The organism is Sphingomonas sp. GC_Shp_3, assembly GCF_026540945.1.
In the GTDB taxonomy this organism is placed as follows: Bacteria; Pseudomonadota; Alphaproteobacteria; order Sphingomonadales; family Sphingomonadaceae; genus Sphingomonas.
On the sequence record NZ_JALNUT010000011.1, the window covers coordinates 21869 to 34829 of the forward strand.

Sequence of the window (12961 nt, forward strand, 5' to 3'; positions counted from 1 at the left end):
GGAACAGAGGAGCTAGCCCGGCCGCTGGCGACAGCAGCCGGGGTTCATCAATCACGCCGCCGCGTCGACCGCCTTGGAGCGTTTGGCGAAACTCTTGCGCAGTTTGGCGAGCTTGGGCGGGATCACCGCGAGGCAATAGGGATTGCGCTGGCCTTCGCCATCCCAGTATTCCTGATGATAATCCTCGGCCGGATACCAGTGCGAGGCCGGCTCGATCGTGGTGACGATCGGCTTGGCCGAGTCCGCCGCCGCACGCGCGATCGCGGCCTGCGCTTCCTCGCGCTGGTCGGCCGTCGTCGGGAACAGCGCCGAGCGGTACTGCGTGCCGACATCGTTGCCCTGCCGGTTGAGCTGCGTCGGATCGTGCGTGGCGAAGAAGATGTCGAGCAGTTCGGCGTAGCGGATCTGGTCCGCGTCGAAGGTAACGCGGATCGCCTCGGCATGGCCGGTATCGCCGCCGCACACCTGCTTGTACGTTGGGTTCGCGACCGAACCGCCGATATAGCCGCTCTCGACCTTCTCCACGCCGATCACGTCGGCGAACACCGCCTCGGTGCACCAGAAACATCCACCCGCGAAGGTGGCGACTTCGGTTGCCATGTCTTGCTCCTTATTGATGGGTAGAATGTAGGAAGCGATTGGCGTGGCGCAATCTTTGCGCGATAGGCGGCGCTGCTGCAGGGAGGATATGATGATCGACGGCGCGGTGCTGGTAACGGGCGGAGCGGGTTATATCGGCAGCCATGCGGTGCTGGCGCTGCTCGACGCGGGCTACCGGGTGGTGGTGGTCGACAATCTCGTCACCGGCTTCGCCTGGGCGGTGGATGCCCGTGCGACCCTCGTCGAGGCAAACATCGAGGATGACGACGCCGTGCGATCCGCGATCCGCGATCATGACGTCAAGGCGATCATGCACTTCGCGGGATCGGTGGTGGTGCCGGAATCGGTGAGCGATCCGCTCAAATACTATCGCAACAACACCGTCGCGACACGTGCGCTGCTGGAAAGCGCGGTCGTGTGCGGGGTTCCGCACTTCATCTTTTCCTCGACTGCCGCGACCTATGGCACGCCCGCGCGCATCCCGGTGATGGAGAGCGACCCGACCGTGCCGATCAACCCTTACGGCATGTCCAAGCTGATGACCGAGGCGATGCTGCGCGACGTGGCGGCGGCGCACCCGATCAACTATTGCGCGCTGCGCTATTTCAACGTGGCCGGCGCCGATCCGCAGGGCCGTTCGGGCCAGTCGACGGCGGGCGCGACGCATCTCATCAAGGTCGCGGTCGAGGCGGCGACCGGCAAGCGCGCGAGCGTCGGCGTGTTCGGCACCGACTTTGATACGCCCGACGGGACCGGGGTGCGCGACTATATCCACGTCAGCGACCTGGCGGCGGCGCACGTCGCCGCGCTCGACCTGCTCACCGCCGATCCCGCCAAGAGCCACACGCTCAACGCAGGCTACGGGCGCGGCTTCTCGGTGCTGGAGGTGCTCGACGCGGTTGATCGCGTCACCAACGTCACGATCGCGCGCAAGATCGAGGGGCGGCGCGCGGGCGATCCGGCGGCGTTGATTTCCGACAATGGCGCGATCCTGAAGGCACTCGACTGGACGCCGCAGCGTGACGACCTCGATCTTATCGTGCGCGATGCACTGGCTTGGGAACGCGCGCTGGCCGAACGCGGGGTCTGATCGCGCCGCGTCCGTATTGCTTTCCCGTGCGTGCGCGTTAGCCTCTGATTTTGGCGCGAAAAAAGGCGGAGCGGATGGAAAGACTGGCGTGGGCGCTCGCGGGCGCGGTGGCGCTGGTCTCCGCGCTGCCCGCCACGGCGCAGACGCGGCCCGATCAACAGTCATTCCTCACGCTGTACAAGGAACTGGTGGAGACAAACACCACGCTGTCCGCCGGCAGTTGCACCGATGCCGCCGCGAAGGTGGCGGCGCGGCTGGAGGATGCAGGCTATCCGGCCCGCGACGTCACGCTGTTCGCAGCACCCGGCCACCCGAAGGAAGGCGGCGTGGTGGCAATCCTGCCGGGCAGCGACCCTGCCGCAAAGCCGATCCTGCTGCTCGCGCATATCGACGTGGTGGAGGCGAACCGGGCGGACTGGGCGCGCGACCCGTTCCGGCTGGTCGAGGAGGGTGGCTATTACTACGGTCGCGGCACCGCCGACGATAAATCCATGGCGGCGATCTGGGCGGATGCGCTGATCCGCTTCCGCCAGGGCGGGTATCACCCGAAACGCACCATCAAGCTGGCGCTCACCTGCGGGGAGGAGACCACCTTCGCGTTCAACGGCGCGGCGTGGCTGACCAAGAACAGGCCCGCACTGATCGCGGCCGAATTCGCGCTCAACGAAGGTGGCGGCGGCCGCTATGGCGACGACGGCAAGCCCGAACTGCTCGCCATCCAAGTCGGCGAGAAGGCGGCGCAAAACTATACGTTCGCCACCACCGGGCCGGGCGGGCACAGCTCGCAGCCGACCAGCGACAACGCGATCTACGATCTCGCCGATGCGTTGAAGGCCGTGCAGGGCTATGACTTTCCGGTGCGTTTCACCGACACGACGCGCGCGTTTTTCACCGCGATGGCGCAGGATCGCAAGGGCACGCCGCCGCTGCTGGCCGAGGCGATCCGGCGGCTGCTCGCCGATCCGCAGGACGCCGAGGCCGCCGCGCTGCTCGACCGCGACAAGACCTTTCACGCAACCCTGCGCACCACCTGCGTCGCGACCCTGCTGGCGGCGGGCCATGCCGAGAATGCGCTGCCGCAGCGTGCCACCGCCAACGTCAACTGTCGGATCTTCCCCGGCGAGAGCGTCGCTGGGACGCTCACCAAGCTGAAGGACCTTGCCGGCCCCAAGGTGACCGTCACCGCCAACGCGCCGATCCGGCCGACCGCGATCCCGCCCGCGCTCGACCCGCAGGTGCTGGGGCCGGCCAAGGCGGTCGCGGCGCGCTACTTCCCCGGCGTGCCGATCCTGCCGCTGATGTCGACCGGGGCCACCGACGGCGTTTTCTTCGAGAGCATCGGCATTCCGGTATACGGCGCGCCGGGGCTTATGTTCGATGCGGACGGCAACGGCATGCACGGCCTGAACGAGCGGATCGGCGTCAAGGCGCTGTTTGAGGGGCGCGACTATCTGTTCGATCTGGTCAAGGCGTATGCCGGCTGATCCACCGTCAGGCATGGTTCAGCCGGGGGGTGTAAATCGTCGCTTCGCTACCGATATCGGTGGCATGGAGAACCTCACGATGAAATCCTTGATTGGTGGCGTCGCATTGGCCGGCGCGGCGGTATTCGCGCTTTCGGGCGGCGCGGCCAGCGCGGAGCGCGCGGTGCCGATTCCGGCCGCGCAGCATGACGTGCCGAACGCCGGCAAGCCGCAGGTCGCGGTCCTGGCGGGCGGGTGCTTCTGGGGTATGGAAGCGGTGTTCGAGCATGTGAAGGGCGTCAAGTCCGTGACAGCGGGCTATGCCGGCGGGAGTGCCGATACCGCGACGTACGATCAGGTCAGCAGCGAGACGACGCGTCATGCCGAGGCGATCCGCGTCGTCTACGATCCGGCGAAGGTGAGCTATGCCACGTTGCTGCGCGTCTATTTTTCGGTCGCGCATGATCCGACCACGCTGAACGCGCAGTATCCGGACAGCGGCACCAGCTATCGCTCGGCGATTTTCCCGCAGAACCCGGCGCAGCGCGCGGTCGCGGCGGCCTATATCGCGCAGCTATCGCAGGCGCATGCGTTCAAGGCGCCGATCGTGACCAAGCTGGAGACCGGCGGCTTCTACCCGGCGGAAGCGTACCACCAGCATTTCTTCGACCGCAATCCGAACCACCCGTATATCGCGCATTGGGACAAGCCCAAGGTGGCGGCGTTCCGGGCCGGTTTCCCGAGCCTCAGCACCTGACATGTCGAACCCGGGAGCGGCATGACTGACCGCACCCGGGCGTGTGGTTACTGGCCGTTCGTGCGGCGCGAGCGGATCGCGCTGTCAGTTGCGGCCTGGTTTTGTTCGTCGATCATGATCCATTCGGCGCGTGTGTGGCACACGCTTTTGGACATCATCGAGCCGGTCGGCACCTCGCTGCGGCAGATCCGCTTGTTCGGGTCCATCGGCTTCTTGTCCTTGGCCAAACCCGGCGCGGCCACGATCATTGCGGAAAGAGCGGCGGCGGTGACGAGGGACAAGCGCATAGGGTGCTCCAGACAAATCGCGGCCGAGGTGCCACCCGGTTTGGGTATCAAGTCGGCCGTTATGCCGCAACTGCCATCAACCGCGCGATGATCCCGCGTCAGTCGAGCGTTTTCTTACGCTTGGCGCCAGCGAGCGCCGACAGGACGCCGCGAAGCGTGCGCACCTCCTGGCTCGACCAGGCGGGTTTGGTGAGCAGGGTGCGCAGCGTCCGCCGCGTGACCGGCGAGCGATCCGGCGGGAAGAAGAAGTTGGCTTCTTCCAGCATGCCATCGAGTTGCGCGATCATGCCGTCGAGTTCCTCCTGTGGGGCAGGCTCGGGCAGATCGACCTCGGGCGGCTGCGATAGCGCCACCCCTTTCGACCATTCATAGGCGACGAGGATCACCGCCTGCGCGAGGTTGAGCGAGCCGAATTCCGGGTTGATCGGGACGGTGATGATCTCGCGCGCGACCGCGACATCGTCGGTTTCGAGGCCGGAGCGTTCTGGCCCGAACAGGATCGCGGTGCGGCCTGGCCCGGCGTGGATCGCGCGCGCGGCAACTTCGGGGGTGACGACCGGCTTGGTAACGCCGCGCTTGCGCACCGTGGTGGCGTAGACGTTGGGGCAATCGGCGATCGCCTCGGCCAGCGTTTCGAATACCTGCGCATGTTCCAGCACGCTGTCCGCACCGGAGGCGGCGGGGCCGGCGGCGGGGTTCGGCCAGCCGTCGCGCGGGGCGACGAGACGCATCTCCACCAACCCGAAGTTGAGCATGGCGCGGGCCGCCTTGCCGATGTTCTCGCCGAGTTGCGGGCGGACGAGCACGATGACGGGGGGCGGTGTTTGCGCTGGAGCTTGAGTTTCGGATCGCACTGTGGCGGTTCCCCGTTCCCGCTCGGCACGAACCGGCTGGGGACGGGGCCCGGCATCGCCATGTGCCGTTCGCTCCGGGTCCGGTCGTGGGACATCGTGCTGGGATTGCGGCATGGCGACGATGCGTAACGCCTCCAAGTCCGCGGCGGTCAACGCCTCCTGTCTGGCCCGTGCCCAGGGCTTCACCCGCTGCTCCGCCTCCAGCGCCTCGACCCGCGACGGGAAATCCTGTGACCACAATAGTTCCACCGGCAGGCGTGACAGCGTATAGCCTTCGAACTCCCCCGATTGATGTTGGCCGACCCGGCGTTCGAGATCGTCGGTATGGCCGGTGTAATAGCTGCCATCGGCGCAGCGCAGGATGTAGACCCAGAAGCTCATCGCTCAGGCCCTATCCTTCTATGCGCGGGTTGGACAAGAGGCGGGGCGACACGCGTTTGGCGGTTCGCCGGGGACTGGCGGCGGTCGGGCGGCGTTATCCGTTCGCGACCGCAGTCACGTTGCCGGCGAACTCCTCGAAGTCCTTCGCCTCGCGGAAATCCTTATAGACGCTGGCGAAGCGGATATAGGCGACCGAATCGAGACCCTTTAGCCCGTCCATCACCATTTCGCCGATACGCTGCGAGTGAATCTCGGTTTCCCCCTGCGTCTCCAACTGGCGCTGGATGCCGGAGACGAGCTTTTCCAGCCGCACCGGCTCGATCGGCCGTTTGCGCGCTGCGATCAAGATCGAGCGGAGCAGCTTTTCTCGGTCGAACGGTTCGCGCCGGTCCTCGCTTTTCAGGACGACGAGATCGCGCAACTGGATGCGCTCGAACGTGGTGAAGCGTGCCGCACACCCCTCGCATTGACGCCGCCGACGGATCGCCGCCCCGTCGTCGGTGGGGCGGCTGTCCTTTACCTGGCTGTCTTCATGTCCGCAGAAGGGACAGCGCACATCACATCTCCGCGTAGATCGGGAAGCGCGCGCACAATGCGGCAACCCGTTGCCGCACGTCCGCCTCGACCTGCGCGTCACCCTGCTCGCCCTTCTTGGCGAGGCCGTCGAGCACGTCGGCGACCATGTTGCCGATCTCGCGGAACTCGGCCACGCCGAACCCGCGCGTGGTGCCGGCGGGCGAGCCGACGCGGATGCCGCTGGTCTTGGTCGGCGGCAACGGATCGTTGGGGATGCCGTTCTTGTTGCAGGTGATGCCGGCGCGCTCGAGCGCCTCGTCGGCGTCCTTGCCGGTCACGCCGAGCGGGGTAAGGTCGATCAGCGCGAGGTGCGTGTCGGTGCCGCCGGAGACGACCTCCGCGCCGCGTTCCTTGAGCGTGGCGGCCAGCACCTTGGCATTCTCGATCACGGCGGCCGCATAGCTCTTGAACTCGGGCCGCAGCGCCTCGCCGAACGCGACCGCCTTGGCGGCGATGACGTGCATCAGCGGGCCGCCCTGAAGCCCTGGGAACACCGCCGAGTTGATCTTCTTGGCGATGGCTTCGTCGTTGGTCAGGATCATGCCACCACGCGGCCCACGCAGCGTCTTGTGCGTCGTGGTGGTGACGACATGCGCATGGGGAAGCGGCGAGGGGTGCGCGCCCGCCGCGACGAGCCCTGCGAAATGCGCCATGTCGACCATGAAGAACGCGCCGACCTCATCCGCGATCGCGCGGAACTTGGCGAAGTCGATCTCGCGCGGATAGGCCGAGCCGCCCGCGATGATGATCTTCGGGGTGTTGGCGCGGGCGATCTCCGCGACCTTGTCGTAGTCGATCAGGTGCGTGACCGGATCGACACCGTATTGCACCGCGTTGAACCATTTGCCCGACATGGCGGCGCGCGCGCCGTGGGTGAGGTGGCCGCCGGCATCGAGGCTGAGGCCCATCACCGTCTCGCCCGGCTTGACCAGCGCGAGCATCACCGCGCCGTTGGCCTGCGCGCCCGAATGCGGCTGGACGTTGACGAAGCCGCAACCGAACAGTTGCTTGGCGCGGTCGATCGCAAGCTGCTCGACCTCGTCGGAGGGGTGGCAGCCCTGATAGTAGCGCTTGCCGGGGTAGCCCTCGGCATACTTGTTGGTGAACACCGAACCCTGCGCTTCGAGCACAGCCTTCGAGACGATGTTCTCGGACGCGATCAGCTCGATCTGGTCCTGCTCGCGCTTCAGCTCGTGGCGCACGCCAGCGAAGACCGCCGGATCGGCATCGGCGAGGCTGCGCGTGAAGAAGCCGTCGGGTTGAACGTCGTTGAGGGGGTTGTCGGCGATCTGGGTGCTCATGCGCTTTCCCTTGTCTGTGCGGGGGCGCCGAGCTTGTCGACGCGCGGTTGATGACGGCCGCCGGCGAACTGCCCGGCGAGGAAGGATTCGAGGCAGGCCTGCGCCATGTCCGGCCCGATCAGCCGTGCGCCCATCGCGATGACGTTGGCGTCGTTATGCTGACGCGCAAGGGTGGCGGCGAAAGGATCGCTCACCAGCGCGCAACGGCAGGCGGGGTTGCGATTGACAGCGATCGAGATGCCGATGCCGGACCCGCACAGCGCCACGCCGAAACCCGCCGCGCCCGCTTCGACATACTCCGCAAGGCGGTAGCCATAATCGGGGTAATCGACCCGTGCCGCGGTTTCCGGCCCGAGGTCGGTCACGTCATGGCCCGCCCCTTGCGCCCACGCGACGAGCGCGGCCTTGAGATCGACGGCGGCATGATCGGAGGCGAAGGCGATGCGCAAAGGCGGCGAGTCCCGGGTAAGGTGGCGACGCGCGGCTCTTACGCAAAGCCGCCGATGATTGCCACACCCGTTGCGGTCCGACCCGCGACGCCATAGAGCGGTAGCATGACGGAAACCCCAGCCGGATCGATTGCAACGCGCGATGCAGCGCGCGCCGAACTCGTCGCGATCCTGCTGCGCACCGGCGAGGAGGACCGCGCCGCGTTCCGCGACTTGTATCTGCGCACCAACGCGAAGCTTTTTGGCGTCTGCCTGCGTATCTGCGGAGAGCGGGAGGCGGCGGCGGACGTGTTGCACGATGTCTATCTGACGATCTGGAAGCGTGCCGGCGCCTACGAACCCTCGCGCGCCAGCCCGATCACCTGGCTGGCGACGATCGCGCGCAACCGCGCGATCGACTGGCGGCGCGCGCAAGGCTCCCGACCGACTGCGCCGATCGAGGATGCGCCCGACCTCCCTGACACGGCGCCACTCGCCAGCGACACGCTGATCGCCGACGAGGAGGCGCACAGCCTGCACCGTTGCCTGGACGAGCTCGACAACAACCAGCGCGATTCGATTCGCACCGCGTTCTTCCAGGGCGTGACCTATGCCGAACTCGCCGAGCGGGTGAGCGTGCCGCTGGGCACGATGAAGAGCTGGGTGCGGCGCGGCCTCGCGCGGTTGCGGGAGTGTCTTGAGGCATGACCGACATCCGCACGCCGCAGGATATGCCGGACGTCAGCGCCGCCGAGTTGGCGCTCGGTGTTCTCGACGGCGAGGAACGCGCGGCCGCACTGCGGCGTGTGTTGGCTGAACCCGGCTTCGCGCACGATGTTGAGGGGTGGCGCGGCTATTTCGGGCAGCTCTTCGCAATCTGGCCGGAGGTCGCCGCGCCGGCCGGCGTGTTCGAGCGCGTCGAGCGGTCGATCGACGCGCCGCATGGCGTGGCGCGTCCGCGCAGCCGCTTCTGGCCGGCGCTGGCGGGATTGACCAGCATCGCGGCTGCCGGCCTGCTCGTGTTCGTCGTTGCACGACCGCCGCAGGCGCCGCTGCCGGCACCGGCGCCGGTCGAAACGCCGGCGGTGCGGTCGCTGCTGGTCGCGTCGATCGCGCCGACCGCTAACGGCACGGCGATCGCGGCGGTGTACGATCCAGCGCGCGGCCTGCTGCGCGTCACGTCGGGCGATACGCCCGCCGCCGGCCGCAGCGCCGAATTGTGGGTGATCGGCGCGGACAAGACGCCGCATTCGCTCGCCCTGCTGGCGAGCGGCGGCGCGACCAGCGTTACGCCGGGCGTCGCGGTTCGCCGCCAGCTTGCCGCCGGCGCGACGCTGGCGGTGACGATCGAGCCGGAGGGCGGCTCGCCGACCGGTGCGCCGACCGGGCCGATCGTGCTGAAGGGCGATCTTTCCGCGGTGTAAGTCTGCGGCATGCCTAAGCTCCGGTTGCTCCTCGCCGGTGCGGAACAGGCAATCCGGTCGCCTATGCTTGAGGTTGGCACCAGCGGCGGTGGACTGATGCCGTAAAAAAACGGCCGTCGGCATCGCGGTGCATCCGAAGTGGATCGCGCGCCGTATCTTCGGCAGTCTTTCTCCTCGGCGGCGAAAGGCAGGTACCCCGGCTACGTACTTTCTCCCTCGATAGCTCGTGCCGGGTGACAAATGTAAAGGGCCTGTCGGTGGAACACCCCACCGACAGGTTCTTTTCATTTGGACGCGAACGCGTCATGGAAGCGTCATCGCTTTGTCGTAGCTGAGCGCCGCGCGACCCCGCCGGCCCGCAGGAGATTGAAATGGCTATCGCCGCCCGCCCGCCCAAGAACCGCGCCGTCCGCGCGGCGGTCCATCGTCACGACCATCTGTCAAAACAGGGCATTCTCGAACGCGCCTTCACCTTCGCGTTCCGCGGGCTGGTGTATGCGCAGATCTGGGAAGATCCGGCGGTCGACATGGAAGCGCTGGCGATCACGCCGGACAGCCATGTCGTGACGATCGCATCGGGCGGCTGCAACATGATGTCGTATCTGACCGCCAACCCGAAGGCGATCACCGCAGTCGATCTCAACACCGCGCATATCGCACTCAACAAACTGAAGGTCGTCGCGGCGCGGCATCTGCCGGATTACGCGACGTTCCACCGCTTCTTCGCGCGTGCCAACAGCCGTGCCAACATCCTCGCCTATCGCACCTACGTCCGCCCACATCTCGACGAGACGAGCAAGCGGTATTGGGAAGGTCGCGACATGGTCGGTCGGCGGCGGATCGGCGGTTTCGCCAAGGGTGTGTACAAGCGCGGTCTGCTCGGCAACTTCATCGGCGCGGCGCATCTGATCGCGCGGATGAACGGCGTAAACCCGAAGGTGCTCCTCAAGGCCAAGACCATTCAGGAGCAGCGCGAGATCTTCGACCGAGAGTTCGCGCCGGTGTTCGACAAGGGCTTCATCAAGTGGCTGACCGATCAGCCCGCGTCGCTGTTCGGGCTCGGCATTCCGCCCGCGCAATATGAGGCGCTGGCTGGTGATGAGAAGATGGCGGTGGTCTTACGCGAGCGGCTTGAAAAGCTCGCCTGCGACTTCGACCTCAAGGACAATTACTTCGCGTGGCAGGCGTTCAACCGCGGCTATAGCGAGGACCCGAACGCGCCGTTGCCGCCGTATCTCCAGAAGGCGCATTACGACAAGATCGTCGAACGCGTCAGCCGGATAGAGGTGCGCCACACCAACTTCACCGACTACCTGCGCAGTCAGGATGCCGGCTCGCTCGACCGTTACATCTTGCTCGACGCGCAGGACTGGATGACCGACCAGCAGCTCACCGAACTGTGGGGCGAGATCACCCGTACCGCCAAGCCGGGCGCGCGCGTGCTGTTCCGCACCGCCGGCATCGCGACGATCCTGCCCGGCCGGGTGCCGGCCGATATCCTGTCGGCATGGGATTACCGCGCCGAGGACTCGCTCGATTACACGCGACGCGATCGCTCCTCGATCTATGGCGGCGTCCATCTCTACGTGCTGAAATAATGGCGGGCGATGTGGGCGCCGGTCATGCTGGCCATATGGATGCGATCTACAAGACGCAGCGGCACTTTTACGATCTGACCCGCAAATATTACCTGCTCGGCCGTGACGCGCTGATCGCCGGTCTCGCACCGCCGCCGAACGGTACGGTGCTGGAGATCGGCTGCGGCACCGGGCGCAACCTGATCGCGGCGGCGAAGCGTTGGCCGGATGCGCGCTATTACGGCGTCGATATCTCCGAGGCGATGCTGGAGACTGCGCGGGCGAGTATCGCCAAAGCCGGCCTGACCGGCCGCATCACGCTGGCCCAGGGCGATGCCACCGCGTTTAACAGCGTGGCGCTGTTCGGGGTCGCGACGTTCGACCGCATCTTCCAGAGCTACACGCTCTCGATGATACCCGACTGGAAGGGCGCGCTGCGCGAGGCTGCCGGCAAGCTGGCGCCGGGCGGTCGGCTCGACATCGTCGATTTCGGCCAGCAGGAGCGGTTGCCGTCGCCGTTCAAGGCATTGCTGTTCGCGTGGCTCGCCAAGTTCGACGTGACGCCGCGTGCGGAGTTGAAAGGCGCTGCCTGCGGTATCGCGCGCGATACCGGCCTGACCGCAAGTTTCGCATCGCTGCGCAACGGCTATGCGTGGTCCGCTCGATTGAGCCGGGCGGCTTGACGTGCGGCGGCTGATGCCGCCGCGAGCGTTTTGCGAGTGCGATCGGTCGGTTGGGCTTACCTCCCTGATGGCGATGTCGAAACGGTCCCTTCGACATCGCCGATTTCGCGAGGTTTAGTGGTGGAATAGCAGGTACAGCACTAGGATTACGGGGATCGGCACGCCCAACAGCCAGAGAATACAGCCTTTTCCCATCGTACCGTCCTTCGTTGCAGGTTCGTTACGATACAACCTCCGGACGCAATTCAGGTTCCGGCGAGGGTCAGGCCGCCTTGCGGAGGTCCAGCCGACTCCAGATTTCCGCCAGCGCCTTCGTCAGGTCGCGCATCATCGTCTCGTCATGCGCCGGCCCCGGTGTAAAGCGCAGCCGCTCAGTGCCGCGCGGCACGGTCGGATAGTTGATCGGCTGTACGTACACGCCATATTCGGCAAGCAGGATGTCGCTGATCCGCTTGGCCTTGACCGGATCACCGACCATCAGCGGGACGATATGCGTTTCGCCCGGCATCACCGGCAGGCCGGCGTCCGTCAGCATCGCCTTCAGCTTCGCCGCCGCCGCCTGCTGCGCCTCGCGCTCCACGCTCGACGCCTTCAGGTGCCGCACGCTCGCCAGCACGCCCGCCACCAGCACCGGCGACAGCGAGGTGGTGAAGATGAAGCCCGGAGCGTAGCTGCGGATCACGTCGACGATCATCTGGTCGGCCGCGATATAGCCACCCATCACGCCGAACGCCTTGCCAAGCGTCCCCTCGATGATGGTTAGTCGATCGGCGACGCCCTCGCGCTCTGAAATGCCGCCGCCGCGCGGGCCGTACATGCCGACCGCGTGCACCTCGTCGAGATAGGTCAGCGCATTGTATTTGTCGGCAAGGTCACAGATCGCGGCCACCGGCGCGACGTCGCCCTCCATCGAATAGACGCTCTCGAACGCGATCAGCTTCGGCGTGGCGGGATCGACCGCCGCCAGCAGTTCTTCGAGATGGCCGAGATCGTTGTGGCGGAACACGAACTTCTCGCAGCCGGCGTTGCGGATGCCGGCGATCATCGAGGCGTGGTTGAGCTCGTCGGAGAAGATCACGCAGCCCGGCAGAATCTTGGCGAGCGTCGCCAGCGTCGCCTCGTTCGACACGTAACCGCTGGTGAACAGCAGAGCGCCTTCCTTGCCGTGCAGATCGGCGAGTTCGCCTTCCAGATCGACATGGTAATGCGTGTTGCCGCCGATGTTGCGCGTGCCGCCGGAGCCAGCGCCGACATCGTGAAGCGCCTCTTCCATCGCGGCGACCACCTTGGGGTGCTGGCCCATCGCAAGGTAATCGTTGGAGCACCACACCGTGATCGGCTTCGGCCCGTTATGCCCGGCGAAACAGCGCGCGTTGGGGAACGCCCCTTTGTTGCGGAGGATATCGATGAACACCCGATACCGACCCTCGGCGTGCAGCCGATCGATCGCCTGAGTGAAAATCCGCGAGTAATCGACCCCGCGCGCCGGTGCATGCGATTCCATGATCGTCGGCATTTAGGGGCAATCCCTCCCACATTC

14 protein-coding genes are annotated in these 12961 nt (G+C 66.4%); 7 read left to right on the plus strand and 7 right to left on the minus strand.

Translation table 11 applies throughout. The features are described from left to right. Positions 1 to 51 precede the first annotated feature (51 nt). On the minus strand, positions 52 to 600 hold the full coding sequence (msrA, locus tag OXR00_RS16675; RefSeq protein WP_267389380.1) for a peptide-methionine (S)-S-oxide reductase MsrA: 549 nt from the start codon (positions 598 to 600) through the stop codon (positions 52 to 54). 91 nt (positions 601 to 691) lie between these two features. On the opposite strand from msrA (OXR00_RS16675), the gene galE reads away from it, so the two are divergent. From galE to msrA (OXR00_RS16690), 3 genes are all read left to right on the plus strand, one after another. Next, positions 692 to 1690: a UDP-glucose 4-epimerase GalE gene (gene galE / locus OXR00_RS16680; protein WP_242152691.1), complete on the plus strand. Its 999-nt coding sequence runs from the start codon at positions 692 to 694 to the stop codon at positions 1688 to 1690. 74 nt (positions 1691 to 1764) lie between these two features. Next, positions 1765 to 3174 carry a M20/M25/M40 family metallo-hydrolase gene (locus tag OXR00_RS16685; protein ID WP_267389381.1) on the plus strand — a complete coding sequence of 470 codons (1410 nt, stop codon included), beginning with the start codon at positions 1765 to 1767 and terminating at the stop codon, positions 3172 to 3174. A gap of 79 nt (positions 3175 to 3253) precedes the next feature. Further along, a complete protein-coding gene (msrA, locus tag OXR00_RS16690) occupies positions 3254 to 3910 on the plus strand; it encodes a peptide-methionine (S)-S-oxide reductase MsrA (RefSeq protein WP_267389382.1) in 657 nt (218 codons plus the stop codon). Positions 3911 to 3957: 47 nt separating this feature from the next. Here the strand turns inward: msrA (OXR00_RS16690) and OXR00_RS16695 are convergent, their stop codons facing one another. From OXR00_RS16695 to OXR00_RS16715, 5 genes are all read right to left on the minus strand, one after another. Beyond that, on the minus strand, positions 3958 to 4191 hold the full coding sequence (locus OXR00_RS16695; RefSeq protein ID WP_267389383.1) for a hypothetical protein: 234 nt from the start codon (positions 4189 to 4191) through the stop codon (positions 3958 to 3960). A gap of 104 nt (positions 4192 to 4295) precedes the next feature. Beyond that, positions 4296 to 5432 carry a TrmH family RNA methyltransferase gene (locus OXR00_RS16700; protein WP_267389384.1) on the minus strand — a complete coding sequence of 379 codons (1137 nt, stop codon included), beginning with the start codon at positions 5430 to 5432 and terminating at the stop codon, positions 4296 to 4298. A gap of 94 nt (positions 5433 to 5526) precedes the next feature. Then, positions 5527 to 5988 (minus strand): transcriptional regulator NrdR, encoded by a 462-nt coding sequence (nrdR, locus tag OXR00_RS16705; protein WP_242152676.1) that lies wholly within the window; start codon positions 5986 to 5988, stop codon positions 5527 to 5529. Position 5989: 1 nt separating this feature from the next. Then, the gene (glyA, locus tag OXR00_RS16710) at positions 5990 to 7297 is read right to left on the minus strand and encodes a serine hydroxymethyltransferase (protein WP_267389449.1); all 1308 of its coding nucleotides are present in this window, start codon (positions 7295 to 7297) and stop codon (positions 5990 to 5992) included. 8 nt (positions 7298 to 7305) lie between these two features. Further along, a complete protein-coding gene (locus tag OXR00_RS16715; protein WP_267389385.1) occupies positions 7306 to 7758 on the minus strand; it encodes an RpiB/LacA/LacB family sugar-phosphate isomerase in 453 nt (150 codons plus the stop codon). A 105-nt stretch (positions 7759 to 7863) separates the two neighbouring features. Here OXR00_RS16715 and OXR00_RS16720 point away from each other — a divergent pair, with 105 nt between their 5' ends. The 4 genes from OXR00_RS16720 to OXR00_RS16735 all read left to right on the plus strand — a co-directional run bounded on the left by OXR00_RS16720 (position 7864) and on the right by OXR00_RS16735 (position 11421). Beyond that, entirely contained in the window at positions 7864 to 8445 is a 582-nt protein-coding gene (locus OXR00_RS16720; protein ID WP_267389386.1) for a sigma-70 family RNA polymerase sigma factor, read from the plus strand. Continuing rightward, the gene (locus tag OXR00_RS16725; RefSeq protein ID WP_267389387.1) at positions 8442 to 9161 is read left to right on the plus strand and encodes an anti-sigma factor; all 720 of its coding nucleotides are present in this window, start codon (positions 8442 to 8444) and stop codon (positions 9159 to 9161) included. The genes OXR00_RS16720 and OXR00_RS16725 overlap by 4 nt, the downstream gene beginning before the upstream one ends. A gap of 371 nt (positions 9162 to 9532) precedes the next feature. Further along, positions 9533 to 10759: a DUF3419 family protein gene (locus OXR00_RS16730; protein WP_267389388.1), complete on the plus strand. Its 1227-nt coding sequence runs from the start codon at positions 9533 to 9535 to the stop codon at positions 10757 to 10759. Continuing rightward, positions 10759 to 11421, plus strand: coding sequence for a class I SAM-dependent methyltransferase (locus tag OXR00_RS16735; protein WP_267389389.1), 663 nt, complete (start codon positions 10759 to 10761; stop codon positions 11419 to 11421). The genes OXR00_RS16730 and OXR00_RS16735 overlap by 1 nt, the downstream gene beginning before the upstream one ends. Positions 11422 to 11683: 262 nt before the next feature. Here the strand turns inward: OXR00_RS16735 and hemA are convergent, their stop codons facing one another. Further along, positions 11684 to 12937, minus strand: coding sequence for a 5-aminolevulinate synthase (hemA, locus tag OXR00_RS16740; protein WP_267389390.1), 1254 nt, complete (start codon positions 12935 to 12937; stop codon positions 11684 to 11686). Positions 12938 to 12961: the final 24 nt, after the last annotated feature.

Bases quoted from the DNA above. Each gene is read 5' to 3' on its own strand.
- msrA (WP_267389380.1), bottom strand. From the start codon at position 600: ATGGCAACCGAAGTCGCCACCTTCGCGGGTGGATGTTTCTGGTGCACC.
- galE (WP_242152691.1), top strand. From the start codon at position 692: ATGATCGACGGCGCGGTGCTGGTAACGGGCGGAGCGGGTTATATCGGC.
- OXR00_RS16685 (WP_267389381.1), top strand. From the start codon at position 1,765: ATGGAAAGACTGGCGTGGGCGCTCGCGGGCGCGGTGGCGCTGGTCTCC.
- msrA (WP_267389382.1), top strand. From the start codon at position 3,254: ATGAAATCCTTGATTGGTGGCGTCGCATTGGCCGGCGCGGCGGTATTC.
- OXR00_RS16700 (WP_267389384.1), bottom strand. From the start codon at position 5,432: ATGAGCTTCTGGGTCTACATCCTGCGCTGCGCCGATGGCAGCTATTAC.
- OXR00_RS16720 (WP_267389386.1), top strand. From the start codon at position 7,864: ATGACGGAAACCCCAGCCGGATCGATTGCAACGCGCGATGCAGCGCGC.
- OXR00_RS16725 (WP_267389387.1), top strand. From the start codon at position 8,442: ATGACCGACATCCGCACGCCGCAGGATATGCCGGACGTCAGCGCCGCC.
- OXR00_RS16730 (WP_267389388.1), top strand. From the start codon at position 9,533: ATGGCTATCGCCGCCCGCCCGCCCAAGAACCGCGCCGTCCGCGCGGCG.
- OXR00_RS16735 (WP_267389389.1), top strand. From the start codon at position 10,759: ATGGCGGGCGATGTGGGCGCCGGTCATGCTGGCCATATGGATGCGATC.
- hemA (WP_267389390.1), bottom strand. From the start codon at position 12,937: ATGCCGACGATCATGGAATCGCATGCACCGGCGCGCGGGGTCGATTAC.